Source organism: Arsukibacterium ikkense (assembly GCF_000987775.1).
Classification (GTDB): domain Bacteria; phylum Pseudomonadota; class Gammaproteobacteria; order Enterobacterales; family Alteromonadaceae; genus Alishewanella; species Alishewanella ikkense.
Genome location: NZ_LAHO01000004.1, coordinates 128445 through 145157 on the forward strand (window position 1 = coordinate 128445; position 16713 = coordinate 145157).

18 protein-coding genes are annotated in these 16713 nt (G+C 50.2%); 8 read left to right on the top strand and 10 right to left on the bottom strand.

Annotated features, from left to right (window positions below; translation table 11 throughout):
• Positions 1-114: 114 nt before the first annotated feature.
• Complete coding sequence (locus WG68_RS19965; RefSeq protein ID WP_046556765.1) at positions 115-3222, top strand: S8 family serine peptidase; 3108 nt, start codon at positions 115-117, stop codon at positions 3220-3222.
• A 120-nt stretch (positions 3223-3342) separates the two neighbouring features.
• Here the strand turns inward: WG68_RS19965 and WG68_RS06025 are convergent, their stop codons facing one another.
• The 7 genes from WG68_RS06025 to WG68_RS06050 form a co-directional block, all read right to left on the bottom strand.
• Entirely contained in the window at positions 3343-4284 is a 942-nt protein-coding gene (locus WG68_RS06025; RefSeq protein ID WP_046556766.1) for a tRNA-dihydrouridine synthase, read from the bottom strand.
• An 82-nt stretch (positions 4285-4366) separates the two neighbouring features.
• Positions 4367-5161, bottom strand: a complete 795-nt coding sequence (gene nagB, locus WG68_RS06030; protein ID WP_046556767.1) for a glucosamine-6-phosphate deaminase — start codon at positions 5159-5161, stop codon at positions 4367-4369.
• A 120-nt stretch (positions 5162-5281) separates the two neighbouring features.
• The gene (locus WG68_RS19335; RefSeq protein WP_200897549.1) at positions 5282-5422 is read right to left on the bottom strand and encodes a DUF2256 domain-containing protein; all 141 of its coding nucleotides are present in this window, start codon (positions 5420-5422) and stop codon (positions 5282-5284) included.
• 36 nt (positions 5423-5458) lie between these two features.
• Entirely contained in the window at positions 5459-6334 is an 876-nt protein-coding gene (locus WG68_RS06035) for an HDOD domain-containing protein (RefSeq protein WP_046556768.1), read from the bottom strand.
• Positions 6335-6484: 150 nt separating this feature from the next.
• On the bottom strand, positions 6485-6961 hold the full coding sequence (locus tag WG68_RS06040) for a hypothetical protein (RefSeq protein WP_235357683.1): 477 nt from the start codon (positions 6959-6961) through the stop codon (positions 6485-6487).
• A 105-nt stretch (positions 6962-7066) separates the two neighbouring features.
• Positions 7067-8920, bottom strand: a complete 1854-nt coding sequence (locus tag WG68_RS06045) for a M48 family metallopeptidase (RefSeq protein WP_046556769.1) — start codon at positions 8918-8920, stop codon at positions 7067-7069.
• Positions 8921-8926: 6 nt separating this feature from the next.
• Positions 8927-9517 (bottom strand): LemA family protein, encoded by a 591-nt coding sequence (locus WG68_RS06050; protein WP_046556770.1) that lies wholly within the window; start codon positions 9515-9517, stop codon positions 8927-8929.
• Positions 9518-9693: 176 nt separating this feature from the next.
• On the opposite strand from WG68_RS06050, the gene glpE reads away from it, so the two are divergent.
• Both glpE and glpG read left to right on the top strand, forming a co-directional pair.
• Positions 9694-10020 carry a thiosulfate sulfurtransferase GlpE gene (gene glpE / locus WG68_RS06055; protein WP_046556873.1) on the top strand — a complete coding sequence of 109 codons (327 nt, stop codon included), beginning with the start codon at positions 9694-9696 and terminating at the stop codon, positions 10018-10020.
• Positions 10013-10819 (top strand): rhomboid family intramembrane serine protease GlpG, encoded by an 807-nt coding sequence (gene glpG / locus WG68_RS06060; protein ID WP_046556771.1) that lies wholly within the window; start codon positions 10013-10015, stop codon positions 10817-10819. The genes glpE and glpG overlap by 8 nt, the downstream gene beginning before the upstream one ends.
• A gap of 2 nt (positions 10820-10821) precedes the next feature.
• Here glpG and WG68_RS06065 read toward each other — a convergent pair whose 3' ends face one another.
• Positions 10822-11220: a flagellar basal body-associated protein FliL gene (locus WG68_RS06065; protein ID WP_046556772.1), complete on the bottom strand. Its 399-nt coding sequence runs from the start codon at positions 11218-11220 to the stop codon at positions 10822-10824.
• Between the two features lie 160 nt (positions 11221-11380).
• On the opposite strand from WG68_RS06065, the gene WG68_RS06070 reads away from it, so the two are divergent.
• The 3 genes from WG68_RS06070 to WG68_RS06080 are packed head-to-tail and all read left to right on the top strand — an operon-like array spanning position 11381 to position 13213.
• On the top strand, positions 11381-11902 hold the full coding sequence (locus WG68_RS06070; protein WP_052748989.1) for a chorismate--pyruvate lyase family protein: 522 nt from the start codon (positions 11381-11383) through the stop codon (positions 11900-11902).
• Positions 11899-12768 (top strand): 4-hydroxybenzoate octaprenyltransferase, encoded by an 870-nt coding sequence (ubiA, locus tag WG68_RS06075; protein ID WP_046556773.1) that lies wholly within the window; start codon positions 11899-11901, stop codon positions 12766-12768. The genes WG68_RS06070 and ubiA overlap by 4 nt, the downstream gene beginning before the upstream one ends.
• Positions 12769-12787: 19 nt before the next feature.
• Positions 12788-13213, top strand: coding sequence for a DUF192 domain-containing protein (locus tag WG68_RS06080; protein ID WP_046556774.1), 426 nt, complete (start codon positions 12788-12790; stop codon positions 13211-13213).
• A gap of 40 nt (positions 13214-13253) precedes the next feature.
• On the opposite strand, the gene WG68_RS06085 is transcribed toward WG68_RS06080, so the two are convergent.
• A complete protein-coding gene (locus WG68_RS06085; protein ID WP_046556775.1) occupies positions 13254-13841 on the bottom strand; it encodes a 2OG-Fe(II) oxygenase in 588 nt (195 codons plus the stop codon).
• Between the two features lie 138 nt (positions 13842-13979).
• Between WG68_RS06085 and WG68_RS06090 the strand changes: the two genes are divergently transcribed.
• Positions 13980-14570 (top strand): DUF3833 family protein, encoded by a 591-nt coding sequence (locus WG68_RS06090; protein ID WP_046556776.1) that lies wholly within the window; start codon positions 13980-13982, stop codon positions 14568-14570.
• On the opposite strand, the gene WG68_RS06095 is transcribed toward WG68_RS06090, so the two are convergent.
• Positions 14571-15065 carry a DUF4136 domain-containing protein gene (locus tag WG68_RS06095; RefSeq protein ID WP_235357684.1) on the bottom strand — a complete coding sequence of 165 codons (495 nt, stop codon included), beginning with the start codon at positions 15063-15065 and terminating at the stop codon, positions 14571-14573.
• Between the two features lie 386 nt (positions 15066-15451).
• Here WG68_RS06095 and WG68_RS06100 point away from each other — a divergent pair, with 386 nt between their 5' ends.
• Entirely contained in the window at positions 15452-16690 is a 1239-nt protein-coding gene (locus WG68_RS06100) for a coiled-coil domain-containing protein (protein ID WP_046556778.1), read from the top strand.
• The last annotated feature ends 23 nt before the right edge of the window (positions 16691-16713 follow it).

The window sequence follows — 16713 nt, forward strand, 5'->3', positions numbered from 1 at the left end:
CATTTAGTGAACTGCGCTACACCAATGGGTTATTGATGGCGGCTACAGCAATTGGCTGCCAAAGGCTGTTGATCATGTTGGGTTGCGACTGTCATCACCATCGGAGAATTAGAAATGCGTTTTCACAAACTGACATCTAAAACAGCCATAGCTGTTGTCATTGCCCTGGGGGCAACGATATCCGTTGCCAGCCATGCAACCAGCTACGAAATTAATGTTGACCGCAGTATGCTAAGTCAGAGCGCGGATAACAATGAAGTTATGCCCTATATCGTTCAGGTAAAGGGGAAAAGTGGTGTAGAAAAGGCTGAGGAGCTCGGTGAGTTATTACCCTCGGCCCAATACGTCAGTGTCGGTTTAAACCGGTACAATGCCAACTCAGCGCGTCTGCTCAGTTATACCAATAGTTTAAAAGACTTCCATCAACAACTGGCCGCTCAAAGTGGCAGTGATAAAGTTATTTACTCTTATATTCATACTTTTAATGGCTTCTCAGCCAGAATGACGGCAGCGCAGGCTGAAACCCTGCGCAATCACCCGCATGTGGTGGGGGTGTGGCGGGATGAAGCGCAGCAGCTTACAACCTCTAATACACCGGCATTCCTCGGTTTGACCACTGGGCCTGATGGCCTGCATGTGCAAGGGATCAGAGGCGAAGGAGTGGTCATTGGTGTCGTAGATAGCGGCATATGGCCAGAGCACCCGAGCTTTGCGGATGATGGTTCCTATGCACCCATCGCCGGCTGGGCGGGAAGCTGCGATAGCGGTGAAGATGCCAATTTCAGTTGTAACAATAAACTGATAGGCGCCCGCTACTTCAAAGCGTCGTTTGAGAGTGTGTATAACATCCAGCCCGGGGAGTTTATTTCACCAAGGGATGCGGATAACCATGGTACTCATGTTGCGTCAACGGCCGCCGGCAATGCAGGTGTAACAGCGGATCTAAACGGCATTGCTGTGGCAACTGTTTCGGGGATTGCTCCGCGTGCCCGGATTGCAGCCTATAAAGCTTGCTGGAACAGCAGCTATGTGAGTCCTGAAGGTGTAAACGAGCGTGGTTGTTTCGGTGGCGATACTATGGCGGCAATTGACCAGGCTGTAGCCGATGGTGTTGATATTATAAATTATTCTATTAGTGGTAGTCTTACTAATATCACGACACCGCAAGCAGCAGCAAAGCTGCGGGCGGCCCAGGCCGGCGTCTTCGTTTCTGTGTCTGCGGGTAATAGTGGCCCTGCAGCCAGTACAGTTGGTACACCTGCCCCCTGGGTAACGTCAGTTGCCGCATCTACTTATACTGGTACCAGTGTTGCAAATGGTATTGAGGTGTTAGCTGGACCACTGCAGGGTGTATATCGGGCAGTCGAAGGTGCAACATCAACTCCGTTGAGTGAAACCGGCGATATTACAGCTGATCTGGTTGTGGCTTCACCGCTGGAAGCCTGTGCACCATTAGTTAACTCCGCTGAACTGGCGGGCAAACTGGCGCTGATGCAGCGTGGTAGTTGTGCCTTTGATGTGAAACTGGCAAATGCTCAGGCTGCCGGTGCCGCCGGAGTCATTATGTACAATAATTCCTCTGCTGCTCCCATCGCAATGGGCGGCACGGGTAGCTTTACCATACCTGCAGTAATGACGACATTGGCCGCAGGATCAGCTTTTAATGCAGAAGTTACTGCCGGTGGTGTGGTCACTGTGCGAATGAGCCCATCAGTGTTTGTTGATGATGTACCTGAGGTGGGTAACCTGATGGCTGGGTTTTCTTCCCGCGGGCCGAACCAACACACTTTTGATGTGATTAAACCGGATATTACCGCGCCCGGGGTGAAAATTCTGGCCGGTGCGTCTGCACAGACGATGTTTGGCGTTCCTGGTACCCGCTTTACTTACCTGCAAGGTACGTCGATGTCCAGCCCGCACATTGCCGGTATTGCAGCACTGGTTAAGGAAGTGAACCCTGGCTGGTCCGCCGCGATGATTAAGTCGGCTATTATGACAACTGCCAGACAGAACCTGACCAAAGAAAACGGTGTAACTCCTGCCGATCCATTTGATTTTGGAGCAGGGCATGCGGTACCAAACAGTGCGATAAACCCAGGCTTAACTTACCCTATTAGTAACCTGGAATATTTTGCATTTTTATGTGGCACCGGTGCAACGGCGTTTGTCCAGACTGCCAGCGGATTTTCCTGTGATGCATTTGTCGCGGCGGGATATCGGGTAGACCCAAGTCAGTTAAACCTGCCATCGATTGCCATTGCTGAATTAGCAGGGGCAGAAACCCTGCAGCGGCGAGTGACAGATGTGAGTGGCTCGGCATCGGTTTATACCGCAACGATTGAGGCGCCGGCCGGAGTGACCGTGACGATTCAGACTAACGATGGCAATGGCAATACGATGTCAGTACCGGCTAACGGCACTGTGCCTTATGCTATAACCTTTACGCCAACGGCTGCTGCGGTGCTGCAACAATGGCAGTTTGGCGCGATCACCTGGTCAAATGGTGTGCACAGTGTGCGTAGCCCTATTGCCGTTAAAGTGGTGCCGCCACAACTTATTGTGGCCCCTGAGCAGGTAACGGGTAATGTTGCAGCGAGTTCAGGCCGGGTAAGCTTCCCTGTGCAATTTAACTACAGCGGCTTAACCAGCAGCAGCAAGGTAGGTTTGACAGCTCCTTTCGGCTCTGGCGGCGTAGTCTTGCAGGATCCAGACAGTAGCTTTACTTTTAATGAGCCTGGTTTAGGTTTTCATACCTTCCTGGTACCAGCGGGTACCCGCTTGGTTCGTTTTAGTTTGTTTGAAGCGTTGGCAGATGTGCCGGGTGCTGATTTGGACATGTATGTTTATCGCTGTATCGCATTTTCTTGCACCTCATTAGGCTCTTCAGCTAATGATGGTGGTGATGAAGAGGTAACGATACGCAACCCAGTGCCTGCAGCCAATGGTGCGGCGGGTGATTTTTATCTGGTGTTTGTTCATGGCTATAGTTTATTTGGCGCAGCGCAGGCTAATTATACTATGCCAGTTTGGGTGGTAAACGCGGATGCAAGCAACAGCCGGCTCAGCGCCAGTACCCGGGCGATTAGTGGCCGTTCTAATAATGTGACCTTGACGACCAGCGGCCTGACTGTTAGTCCGTTCCCGTATTTGGGGGTTGCATCATTTTATGATGCTGACGGTAATGAGCAAACAACGACTATGTTGGAAATTATCGCCAGATAACGTCCGCAGGGCTTGCTGCTAACAGCAGGCAGTTAACGAAATAGGCCCTTGCTTTTGGCAGGGCCTTTTTTTATTGACGCCGGAGCTGGCCATATTTGCCCTGGTTGTTCAAGCAAGGTGTCAGCTTTGGCTGAGTTCAGCTGTCAGTAACCTCAGAATGTCGTTGCTGTTGCGTAGTAAGCGCAATTGCTGGAATAGCACGGCAGCTTGTGGATACTGCAGTTTCAAGTAACTAAACCATTGTTTAACCCTGTTGGCGTAGTACTTGCTTTTGTCGCCGGCTATTTCAAATTCTGAATACTGCATCAGTAATTCCAGCACCCGGGGCCAGGGCAGAATAGCCTGCTGCTGCTTGATGGTTTGTGCCAGATTGGGCATAGCCAGGGCGCCACGGCCCAGCATAATATCCTGGCAAGCACTTTGTTGCTGACACAACAGGGCGTCGGCAGCTGTCCATATTTCACCATTGGCGATAATGGGGGTGGTGATATGCTGCTTAATCCGGGCAATCCACGGCCAATAGGCAGGTGGCCGATAGCCATCGCTTTTGGTGCGTGCGTGCACGGTAAGGCTACTGGCGCCAGCAGCACAAATCGCTGCAGCATTAGCCAGGGTCAGACTGGTATCATCATAGCCAAGGCGAATTTTAGCACTTACCGGGTATTTTGCCGGTACCGCGTCACGTACGGCTTTGACAATCCGGTACAGCTGCTCCGTTTCTTTTAATAATACTGCGCCGCCGCGGCTTTTATTCACTGCTTTAGCCGGGCAGCCAAAGTTTAAGTCGACCCCGGGAGAACCGAGCTCTACCGCACGCACCGCATTTTCAGCCAGCCAGTTTGGCTCTTGCCCCAGTAGTTGCACCCGCACCGGTGTACCAGCCAGCGTTGTACCACCTTGCAGTAACTCCGGACAGATGCGGTGAAAAACCCGGGCGGGTAAGCGTTGGTCGACGATTCGGATAAATTCGGTAATGCATAAATCGTAACCACCAATCTGGGTTAGCATTTCCCGCATCAGGTGGTCTACTACACCCTCCATAGGCGCTAACACAATTTGCATAACCCGGTCCTACTTATAGCTGCAGCGGAGTTGGCCGCCTATTGAAGGGCGCTATTGTAACTGCAATGGGCTTAGTTGGATATTACTGCTGCTGTAAACGTTGCAGTAATGCCTGATTTTCCCGCTCTATATGCCGGTAGAACTCGATGTCGGCTAACGTGGCGGCTGCTGCTTCATCCAGCACCACAATGGCGTGTTGATGCAGCTGTAAAGCCGAGGCCGGGCAGGCAGCCGTTAGTGGACCTTCAATCATTGCTTTTACCGCATTGGCTTTATTAGCACCGGTTGCCAGCAATAACACTTTACGGGCGTCCAGAATGGTACCAATGCCCATAGTAAGTGATAAATGTGGCTGATATTCACCCGCCTGAAAAAAGCGGGCGTTGTCAGTAATAGTGGCTGGCGTTAAGGTTTTGATCCTGGTACGCGAGCGCAGACCGGATGACGGCTCATTAAAGCCAATATGGCCATTGCGGCCCAGCCCCAGTAATTGCAAATCTATGCCGCCAGCCGCTGTAATCTGCTGTTCGTATTCGAGGCAGGCTGCGACAGGATCGATTGCTGCACCACAGGGTACTGCGGTATTTGCAGGCAGGATATCGATATGATCAAACAGATGTTGTTGCATAAAGTAACGGTAGCTTTGCGGATGGTCGCCCGCTAATCCCAGATACTCGTCAAGATTAAAGGTTTTCGCCCTGGCAAACGTCAGTCGTTGTTGCTGATAAGCGTTGATCAGCCGTTGGTATAGCGCCAGTGGCGTTGAGCCCGTTGCCAACCCCAGCACCGAGTTGGGGTTGTTGGTAAGCTGGCTGATAAATAACTGCGCGCCATAGTCAGCAACATGGTCGGCCGTTGCCAGAATAACAATTTGCATAAGAACAGCCCTTTAACATCCTCGCCCAGCTGATTGCTGTGATACTGCGCTTAATGTAGCAAATTAAAAACCAAATGACAACGCTGTCATTTGGTTTTGCTTTGCAAAGGTATCGGCGTACTAATGGCTGCCGGGGCTTGCGGTTGCTTTCTGGCGACGACAGCGCTCTGAGCAATACAGCACCTTGTCCCAGTTTAGCTGCCATTTCTTTCGCCACAGAAAGGGCTTTTGACAACAGGAACAAATTTTTTCAGGTAACATGGATTTTCGATGGGCCACAGCAAAGCCTTAGCTACTTTAGTTGAGGCTATATACGGTTTGGATGTCCTGGCGGTGCAATAGCTCGGCAAAATCGGGCAGGCTCAGACTGTCGAGTTCCAGCACATCTAAAATGGCACCACCGTAAGTTTGCCATTCAGGATCAACGTTTATCTGGTATAGCAGCCGGCTTTCCCCGCTGAAAAATTCAGCCAGTTTTAACAGCGCAAACAACTGTTGCTCGTAACCGTTGTCTGACTGCAGGATCAGGGCGGGGCTGTGATGATAGGCAATCACATTGCATAGCTCAGGCGTTAAGCCCCATGACTGGGCAATTAAGAAGCCGAGCACTTCATGACAGGTTTGAAAGTGTTGTTCTTCAATTTCACTGTAACCACGACCGGCTTGCAAGCCCAGCTGCATCAGGCTGGCGTATTGCGGTGCCTGCTCACTGATAAGGGCAATGCCGGCATTATGAAATAACCCCAGGCTGTAGCAATCGTCCTGTGCCGCCTGGTCCAGATTAAAGTGTTTGGCCAGTGCCATGGTGATGGTTGCGGTATGCAGCGCACTGCTCCACAATCGTTGACTAAAGGGGTCCCGCCGGCCTTCGGCCAGGGTAAAACGCAGCAAGATACTGCGAACCAGGGCGACAACCCGACTCAAGCCAAGATATTTACATGCATGCTCGATTGAGGTTATTTTTTGGCGTAAGCCGAAAAAGGCTGAGTTGACCACCTTTAGGGTAAAACCGGCAATCCCAACATCAAGATTAATGAGTGCTGCTATCCGGCTGATACTGGGCTCATTTGTTGCCAGTTGCTGCTGAATATGTTGCAGGATTTCAGGCCGGGGTGGGATAGTAAAACCGGTTAGGGCCCGCTCTATTAGCGCCATATCAAGGGCGGTGGTCATTACGGTTACTCCATCTGCTGGCTTATATATTTCCAATAACCGCTATAGTAAAAGATCAGCGTTAAATTGCAATTGGCCAGCTTATATTTCACTCTGACGGGTTATCATTCCACTCATTACCACTGCGCTGAGTATCAAGTTACCGCGGCTCTAGGAATCAAGATAAGGCCGACCAGCCATTAATTGCTGGGCCAGCATCAGTTCACTTTGTTTATCTTTCAGTTGTAAGTCATTAAACTGAACATCAAATTGGATCAGGTCTTCGTCAGGTAAATTTATTGCTATCAGCTTGTCAGGAACCTGGCCTACCTGGCGGTAGGCGTTAATCGCAACCTGAGCAGCTTGTTCCATCAGGGTTAAAAACTGGCCAAGCGGGTAGTGCTGAAATATATCGGCATCTAAATGCGCCCAGCCTAATAAATCGCCGCTGATACTGCCATCGGCATGATCAGTAAATAGCATAGACACTGCCGGGCACGACGGATTTTCGCCAGCACTAAAATGGCTGAGATCAGCTTCGTTGAATAGCAGCACAAAGCCAAAGCCTGGACAGCCTTCCGCATCCATATCGTCGAACGAGGCATCGTACAACAAAAATAAGCGATTATCGGGCAAATTATCGGACACAGTGCCTCCGGATTAAAACATGAACCGGCTATTTTACCTGAGCTAACCGCCAGTCTAAAGCCCTATTGCGGTTTTTTACTGAAAAAGCGCACTTATCTGCCGGTGCTAATTCGCCAAAGGTGCTGGCTGCCAGGGCATTTCCAGCAGTAAAGCCAGCGCCCGCAATAAGGCTTGCTCAGTTTCAGTTTGCTGCTCGTCGGCAGCGACTGCCGCCAGCAGCGCCTGCCAGATGTGTTGCTTCAGCAAGGGGGCAGACCCGAGCAAGTTATTAAGATGGCTGGAGAGCATTGACCAGTCGTGATCTGGCTTTGGCGTATCGTTGCTTAGCCCTAAATTGGTTAAACCGGCCTGCCATGCTTGTTGACACGCGGCAGGGGCGCCGGCTGTGTCGGCGACGGCACTGAGCAATTGCAGCGTTGGCTTTGCTACTTCGGAAAAATCAGTGATGCTTGCGTTACGCACTTGTGACTTGGGGCTAAAATGGCTGGCCACGGTATGATCAATAAAACTTAGCACCACCCACTCCAGTAGAGAAAGTTGCTGATCGGCAGCGGTAAGTGCCAGGATCAGTTGTTCAAACTGTTGAAATTGGGCAGGGGGCAGTTCTTTTAAGGCCGGCACACTGCGCTGCAACAGCTCAACCTGCTTTGGCAGGCTTAACGCCTGCACCGCATCAAGCAGCTGGTCTACTTGTTGCAACAAGTTATCCGGGCCTTGATTTTTAATCAATTGTAATTGAACGGCTTCAAACTCAGGGTGTTGCAACAACATAGCACAAACAATGGCCTGAGCGGGCAACGGTTGGCGGCTGCTTTGTACTAATAGCATTGGCAACACCGCCAATGCTTGCTGCAGCTTTTCTTTCGATGTGGGGCGCGCTGCAGCTGTTTCTGCTGTGGAGTCAGCGGGGGTAGCAACCTGACTTATCGGGCTGGGGAACTTGCCATTCCAGTGGGGTTCCAGCCGTTTAATGCGCTGTGCCAGCGGCGGATGGGTGGCGAAAATACTGGCCCAGCTAGCAATGGCTTCGCCAAAAAATAAATGGCTGTTTTCATCTGCGTTTTCATTGTTAATGCGGGTGCCGGCACTGTGGGCGCCAATTCGTTTCAAGGCGCCGGCAATGCCTCTGGGGTTGCGGCTAAACTGCACGGCAGAGGCATCTGCTAAATATTCCCGCTGCCGGCTGACCGCAGCTTTAATTAAGTTACCAAAAAAAGAACCTAAGTAACCAATTACTATCAGGCCCAGGGCAATGGCAAGAATGCCACCGGCATTATTATTTTTATTACTGCTGCGGCCAATACTGCGGCTGGTCGTGCGGCTGGAACGCAGCATGTAGTAACCGATGTGTCCCAAAAACAAAATGCCATTTAGGATAGCAATCATCCGGATATTCATTCGCATGTCGCCATTTAAAATATGGCTGAATTCATGCGCCACAACACCTTGTAACTCATCGCGGTTAAGCTGCTCAATACAACCGCGGGTAACTCCAATTACCGCATCACCCGGGCTGTAGCCTGCGGCAAAGGCATTAATGCCTCGCTCAGGTAGCAGATATACCGGTGGTACCGGCACATTAGCGGCGATAGCCATTTCTTCAACCACATTTAGTAAACGCCGTTCCAGCGGATCTTTGCTGGCGGCATCAATTCTGCTGCCACCGAGGCTGGTCGCGACAACTTTGCCACCACCTTTGAGCTGTTGCCATTTAACCAGCACGGCAATACTGACCGCTGTTATTACAATAACACTGGTAAAGAATACCATCTGCCACGGCAGGCCTTGCCCGCTGACGGTGCCTGAGCTGGCGCTTTGCACGTCAACCAGACCAAGACCAATTAACACCAGGGCATTGGTCAGCACCAGCAGCAACACGACTGCCAGGCTGAACAGGGTGATCAGGATCCGGGTATTGCGACGGGCTAAATCTTGCTGGCTGAAAAAATTACTTGCCATCGTTTATCAGAAGCTCACTTTTGGTGCAGCCTGAATGAGTTTGCTATCTTCAAACTCTAGCAGTGCAGCGTCTTTGGCATGGCCAAAGCTGGCCGCCACCAGTACCGGCGGGAAGCTTTGTTTATAGGTGTTATATTCAGTGACGCCATCATTAAACGCTTGTCGGGCAAAAGCAACCCGGTTTTCGGTGCTGGTTAGCTCTTCTGATAGTTGCATCATATTCTGGTTGGCTTTTAAATCGGGATAGGCTTCCATAACCATATTCAGCCGGCCCATGGCGCTTTGCAATGCACCCTCAGCGCCCGCTAACTGGCTAATGGCGCCAGCATCACCCGGATTGTTGGCGGCTACTTTTAAGCCTGCCATAGCGGCGTTACGGGCGCTTATTACGGCTTCCAGTGTTTCACGCTCATGTGACATATACGCTTTGGCCGTTTCAACCAGGTTTGGAATAAGATCGTAGCGACGCTTTAGTTGTACTTCAATTTGCGCAAACGCATTTTGAAAGCGGTTTTTCAGTTTTACCAGCTGGTTAAAAATGTTTATCACATAAAAAATGATAACAGCGAGAATAACAAGCACGATAAGTAAGTTCATAAGTAATTCCTGGTAGGGCAATCAGATGCAGATATTGTTAACAATAGTTTAATTGAATGTCCAGTGATTATTGTACAGATAGCGCTAAATCATTGCAGAAGTTGCTGGCTGCTATTTTTGCAAGGCTGCGTTATCATATTTGGGCTTTTTCGCAACGAATCAAACTGAGGGCACCGATGACCGATTTTCACCATATTTCAGTGGCTGACACTGCCGCTATGTTGGCGCAACAGCAAGTGGTAATTGCAGATATTCGGGATGAACAGAGTTTTGCCAGTGGCCATATTGCCGGAGCCATTCATCTTAGCAATGGTAGCCTTAGCCAGTTTATACAGCAGGTTGAGTTTGAAAAGCCCATTATTGTGGTGTGTTATCATGGCAACTCCAGCCAGGGGGCTGCGCAATATCTGGCGCAGCAGGGATTTGCACAGGTATACAGTATGGATGGTGGCTTTAGCGAGTGGCAAAAAATGCAGCCATTCGAGCAAAGCAGCGATGCGTAAGCTGGCAGAGCTGAATCAGCAGGCCGCGGCGTTGTTGTTTGCCGATTATTGTCAGAGCCAGGGGCTACAGGTTAGTGTGGAGCACACAACTAATGGCCCGGTTTGCCTGTACAGCGATGACAGCAGTTTTGAGCGGGCCAGCCTGTTGCTCAGTGAGTTTTTGCAACAACCTAACCATCCCCGTTATCAGGCAGCGGCCTGGCAGCGCAGCCAGACGGTGGCGCTAGACGGCCAGAAAGCCGGATTCAGTATACCCTGGGCGAAAATAGCAAAAAGCCCGATAACGGCATTGGTGCTGCTACTTTGTCTGGCGGTATTTGCCTGGCAGCAGCTTGATTTTAATGCGGCCAGAAGCAGTTTACAGTTAACGGACCCCGGTCAGTTATGGCGCTGGTTTACCCCTGCCTTGCTACATTTTTCCGCCACCCATCTGATATTTAATTTAATCTGGTGGTTGTTGCTGGCAACTGCGCTGGAACGGCAATATGGTAGTATCCGCCTGCTAAATTTCACCGTACTTACGGCTGTGGTGTCTAATGCAGCACAATACTTCCTGGTTGGGCATAACTTTGGTGGTTTATCTGGCGTGGTGTATGCGTTGTTTGGCTTTTGCTGGTTAAATGGCAAACTTTACCCGCAGCAGCGGGTGCTGATTAGCGATCCGCTGGCAATGTTTATGCTGGTTTGGCTGGTACTAGGGTTTGCCGATTTGCTGTGGGTCAGCATGGCTAACTGGGCACATCTGGCGGGCTTGCTGGCTGGCCTGGTGCTGGCGTGGCTAATAAAACCGGCTCGTTGAGCTTACTGATATATGTACTTGGTAAAGAGTAGATCTTTTACAATGGCGTCACCTGTTTCGCGACGCAGTACTTCCTGCAGTTTAGTTAAAATTGCAGTACGGATTTCTTCCCGGCCGGTCAACGATTTGACTTTGTCCTCTGATTGTTTACTCAAAATGCCGATGATAACATCCAGGATCAGCGGTTCATGATGTTCCAGTGTTGATAAAAAGCGCTTGTCCGTCACCATTAGTTCAATGGATACCCTGACATACCCCAGGGTACGCCGGTTGCCCGAGACATAATTGGTCACGATGTCGGGATCAAAACCGTAATAAACAAATTCTGGTGGTTGCTGTCTGGCATTGGCTGGCGCCAGGCTGGTCAGAACAACAACAAAGATCAAGCTGGCGATTTTCATGGCACCGTACCTTCTGCTACCAAACGGGGATATTTGCTAACCTTAGTGTTTTCGTTACCGCTTTACCAGCCCAATTCTGTGGCTAGCGGTGGTTTTCAGCTGAAAAGGTCTGCTTAACTTGTTATCATTCGGCCACTTTACCGTTAACTTGAGCATTTTAGTGGCCCAACCTGCTATTTCGTTAGCTGCCGACTGGCAATTGGCCAGTGATGTCAGCTTACCACCTTTGTTGCAAAGCTGGCTGCTGGAGCCTGCATCACTTACCGCCCGCTTAAAAAGTACTGGCCGGCATTTCCAGTTGCAATTATTACAGCAGCAACAACAGGCATTACCTGCTTTTTTGCAATCGTTGTTACCGGACACTGCCCGCGCAGACTGCCGCGAAGTGCTGATGTCCTGTAACCAGCTGCCCTGTATTTATGCACAAAGCTGGTTGCCATTAGCGACCTTAGCGGCATTGCAGCCACTGGCTGAACTGGGTGAGCAACCGTTGGGGGAGGTAATATTTCAGCAATCGCAGCTGCAACGCAGTGCGGTTGAGGTTGCCCGGGTGCGATTGCAGCATCCGCTGGCAGCAACAGTGGCCTCTGGTGAATATTGGGCCCGGCGTTCGGTTTTCACGCTGGCGGGTCAGCCATTACTGGTGGCTGAAGTGTTTCTAGATGGCATTTTTGCGCTATGAATTGGCAGTTACGCTGGCAGCACTGGCCTGATTACCGGTTGCTGATGCGACTGGATAAACCTATTGGCATTTATTTGCTGTTATGGCCAACCTGGTGGGCATTATGGCTGGCAGCTGAAGGAGTGCCAGACCCTAAGCTGCTGGTTATTTTTACCCTGGGAGTAATTCTGATGCGCTCTGCGGGCTGTGTTATCAACGACTATGCCGACCGGCATGTTGATGGTCTGGTTGAGCGCACGGCACAGCGCCCGCTGGCTCAGGGGCGGGTTAGCGCCAGCGAGGCGTTACAACTATTTACCCTGCTAATTGCACTCAGCGCCAGTTTACTGTTTTGGTTAAACTGGCAAACCGTGTTGCTGTCACTGATTGCGGTGCTGCTGGCGGCAGTCTACCCTTATATGAAACGCTATACTTACTTGCCACAAGTGGTGCTGGGCGCGGCCTTTAGCTGGGGTATGCCGATGGCTTTTATGGCCATTCAGCTGCAACTGCCAGCAGTGGTGTGGTTTTTGTACCTGGCAAATTTGCTGTGGACCGTAGCCTATGACACTTTTTATGCCATGGTTGACCAGCCTGATGACTTGCACGCTGGTATTAAATCAACCGCTATTTTATTTGGCGCTCAGGCGCTGCCGATTATCGGATTGTTGCAGCTGTTAACGCTGATCTTATTAGGCTATGTCGGGCTGCTGGCACAGTTAACGGCAGTATATTTTGCCGCCTTATTTTGCTGCGCATTGCTGTTCATTTATCAGTTGATGATAGCAGCAAGCAGCCGTCAAGGGTGTTTTAAAGCGTTTTTGCACAACCACTATGTCGGTTTACTGGTGTTTAGCGGTATCGCACTGCATTATGTTATTTATTAAGCCAACTCAGGGTCTTAGAATGACAAAGCAAATTTTCGGCTTGTGGCTTACGCTGCTGAGTATTGCTGCTTGTGCGGCACCTGCGCAACTAGACTTTCCACAAGCGCAATTGCAGATTGCCGGCAGCCGGATTGTTGTGCAACTGGCTGATACGCCAGAGCTGCGGGAGCGGGGGCTGATGTTTCAGCAAAGTGCAGACCCCGGCATGTTGTTATTGTACCCAGCGCCGCGGATGATTAGCCTGTGGATGCGAAACACTGATTTAAGCCTGGACGTCGCCTTTATTGACGAGCAATGGCAGATTATGTCGATTAAACCCTTGCAGCCGTTGGATGAAACACCGGTATCAGCGCCGGCAGCAGCAATAGCTGCGCTGGAAATGCCACGTGGCTGGTTTGCTGAACGCCAGATCAAAGCCGGTGACAAACTGCAACTATTGAAGTAGCGACGCTATTGTTTAGCGGCTTGGCTCTGGCAGCCAGGTTCTAGCGACTTGGGTCAATCACACCGTTAATGCTGTTATTGTGCCTGAACCAGCCGGCGATACTGTAACGCGGGTCAATCGCGGTGAGCACTTCATGGGCAAAACGTTCACTTTCAAATAACACCAGACTGCCTGCCTGAGGGCTGACTCGCTGGAGCACAGTATCATCCGGGCCATAGAGTACCAGCTCTCCACCTGCTGCCACATCATTCAGGTAACTGACCGTAGTCAGAACCCGGTTTGAACGACCCTTGAAGGCGTCAACGTGTTTTTGATAGAAGTCGCCTTGCTGATAACAGGCAAAGTGGCATTCAAAATCAAATAACCCGAGAAAGAACTGACGGTTCAGCAGCAGCTGCAGCTGCTGCATAGATTGTAAATACTGTTGTTGAGCTATGCTTTGGCCATCGAACCATTGAGTTTTATCGCGGCGGATCTGGCTATTTAATGTGTGGCCGCGGGCCCGGCCCACCCCTGCGGGGGTTAAGTTAGCCTGATAGCGAGCCTCATCCAGCAGTTGCTGATTCAGGTTGGCGGGCAGGTAGTCGGCGATAACTGTCCAGCCATGCAAATAAAAATGCTCCAGCATTAATACCTCTTACTGAAACAGGCAGGCTGGTGCGTGTTTGCTATATACCGGGCTGACATAGTGATGCCGGGGCTTGCTGAGCTAAAACCCTGTTGCCAACGTAGTGCTAACCAGGGTGTGATTAAATAAGGATGCAACATGCAAAAATCTCTTTGGCAGGCATTAACGATTGTCAGTTTAACGGTTATTACCGGTTGCAGTCAGTCTATTTCTGATTATAAACAATTAACACCGGCACTGGCACTCGATCAGTTTTTTCTCGGCTCGGGCCGTGCCTATGGGGTGATGCATGACTGGCGGGGTAAACAAAGTGTGCGTTTTGTCGCCGATCTCTGTGGCGAGTGGCAGCAAGGTAACGGCGATTTATATGAGGTATTTTATTTTAGCGATGGCCGGGTAGAGCAGCGTCACTGGCAGTTAAGCCAAAATAATGCTGGCGAAGTGCGGGGCAGCGCCGGTGATGTGGTCGGTGAGGCAAAAGGACAACTTGCTGGTAATAGCCTGTACTGGCAGTATGTGCTTCGGATCCCTTACGATGGTGACACACTGGATGTCACCGTTAAAGACTGGTTGCATCTGGTTGATGAACAGAACCTGATCAACCGAACCACTTTACACAAATTTGGTTTTAAAGTTGCTGAACTGACGTTGTCCATTCAGCAACTTGACGCTACAGCAGATTGCAGTGTGTTAAAGCAGCAAGTTGCTGAGATTGCTGCAGCAAACTGATTAACGTTGGGCTGGAAACTTCTCAAAAATAAGCGCCACGGTGCGCGCAGCGGCCTGGCGTGGTTGTTCTAAATCGCGCTGGGTCAGGCTGCCCTCTGCTATGCCTTCCCACACCAACTGCCGTTTAGCCACATCCACCAGATCAATATTAACGGTACCTACTTTGTAATGTACTGTGCTGACCTCGGTGTTATAAATCGGAAAACCGCCATAAACAATACCGCGCCGATAATGGTAATAACCATAATGGTAATGAGTGCTTGGTATACTGCGGGTTTCAGAGCGGTTGGCTACGTTTGAATTAAAATTAACCAATAGCTGTGGCGCAGTTTCATCATAGCGATAGCCTCTGGCGGTAAGTTCAGTACTAATAGCATCTTTAAAATGCTGGGTGATTAAGGTGGTATACCCGGCCCGGTCTGTTGCCAGCTCGGAGACAAATGCAAAGGTCTGATACTGGCTAAAGTTAATATCTGCAGCTTGATCAGAGCGCACTTTCGGCCCACTGCTGCACGCTGCTAATGTTATGACAGCTAAAACAGCGGCCAACCATTTGTGGCGACTCAATACGGTTACTAGCTTAAGATTTTTCATTGGGACTCCCCGGTTACAAACTATCATTCAGACAGGTGAGATAGCATTAAGTTGCGCCTTACCAATAACAGTGTTACCAACAATTTAGTGACTTTGTAATTCAAAATTGCCAATTCTGATATTTATTATGGCATGCTAAGTGTGATAAAACAGTTGCTGACTAAATACATATTAGCGTTAGCTATCAGTCTCAACTCATATTACACTTAATCGCAAAGTGCGACAGGGATCTCGGCACGCCGATGACAGTATGCAGCCGGGGCGGCTGTTTAATTCGAGACCAGAACATGAATGCAGTGAAAAAGAATAATAATAACAGTGAGCAACAGCTTACTGCACAACTGGAACAACAGGCTCAGCAGCAGCTTGCTGCCAGCCTGGCTGACTTTGGTAAGCAGCTGATGAACAACCAACAACAGCTGTTGGAAGGTTACTCTGCCCAAATTCTGGCAAAATCACAAAGCCAGTGGCAACAAAGGTTGATTGAACAAGAGCAGGCATATCAAAAGCTTTTCAAAGACTGGCAACAAACAAAACAACAACTTGACTTAGCCGTGCCAGTCACCAGCACTGACAACCAGGAACTGGCTAATTTACAACAAAAATCCAGTGACACCATTAAACAGATGGCGGCCCTGGCGGCAGAGCTGAAAAAAGCCCAGCAACATAATTCTGCACTGAGTGAGCGCGAAATCAACCTGGAGCAGCAGCTTGCCGAGTTAAAACAAGAGCTGGGGCTGGAGCAGCACAAAACCAGCCACTTCGAACAAGCCTTAAAAGTGGCACAGAATAATGCGGCTAATCCGGAAGAGCTGGCGCAATTGAACGCCGAGCTGGAGCAAGCCCGGGCCCAGACCCATGAAAGTAAGTTGGCACTGCAACAATTAAAAGCCAGCCAGCAGCAGCAGCAAGCTGAACAGCAACAAAGCGAACAACAGTTACTGGAACTTACCGCCAGCTATCAGGCTTTGCAGCAGCAAGCAGAAGAGCAGGTACAGGCTCAGCAAGATAAGTTACAGGCGTTGGCCAGAAGCCAGCAGCAGGTGGCTGATCTTGAGGCAAAGCTGGCTGAACGCGATCAGCAACTCAGTGAACAGCAGCAACAGCATGACGCACTGGAAAACCAGCTGGCTGAATTGCAGGAACACAGTGACACGCTGCAAACACAGATTGACCAATTCGAGCAACAGCAAAGCGAGTTAGCAAATAACAGCGCAGAGCTGGGCTCAGAGCTTACCCGGTTGCAAGCTGAGTTTGTTAATATTAATGAACAACTGAGCCAAAGCCAGAACCGCAGTAAAAAACTGGAAGCGCAGTTAGAGCATGCAGTTAACCGGCAGCAGGCAGCGGAACAAAAGCAGCAGTATGAAGCCGATCAGAGCCGGGAAATGATCCGTCAGCTGCGCTCGCAATTGGCAGAGCAAGATGAAGTGAACCAGCAGCATGTCAGCGAGCTGGAACAGAAAATTATGGAATACAAACTTAAGTTTGAATACGCCCAGAAACAACTGGCCGTATCGGGTTAACGCCAGGCATTAACCCCTGCAGG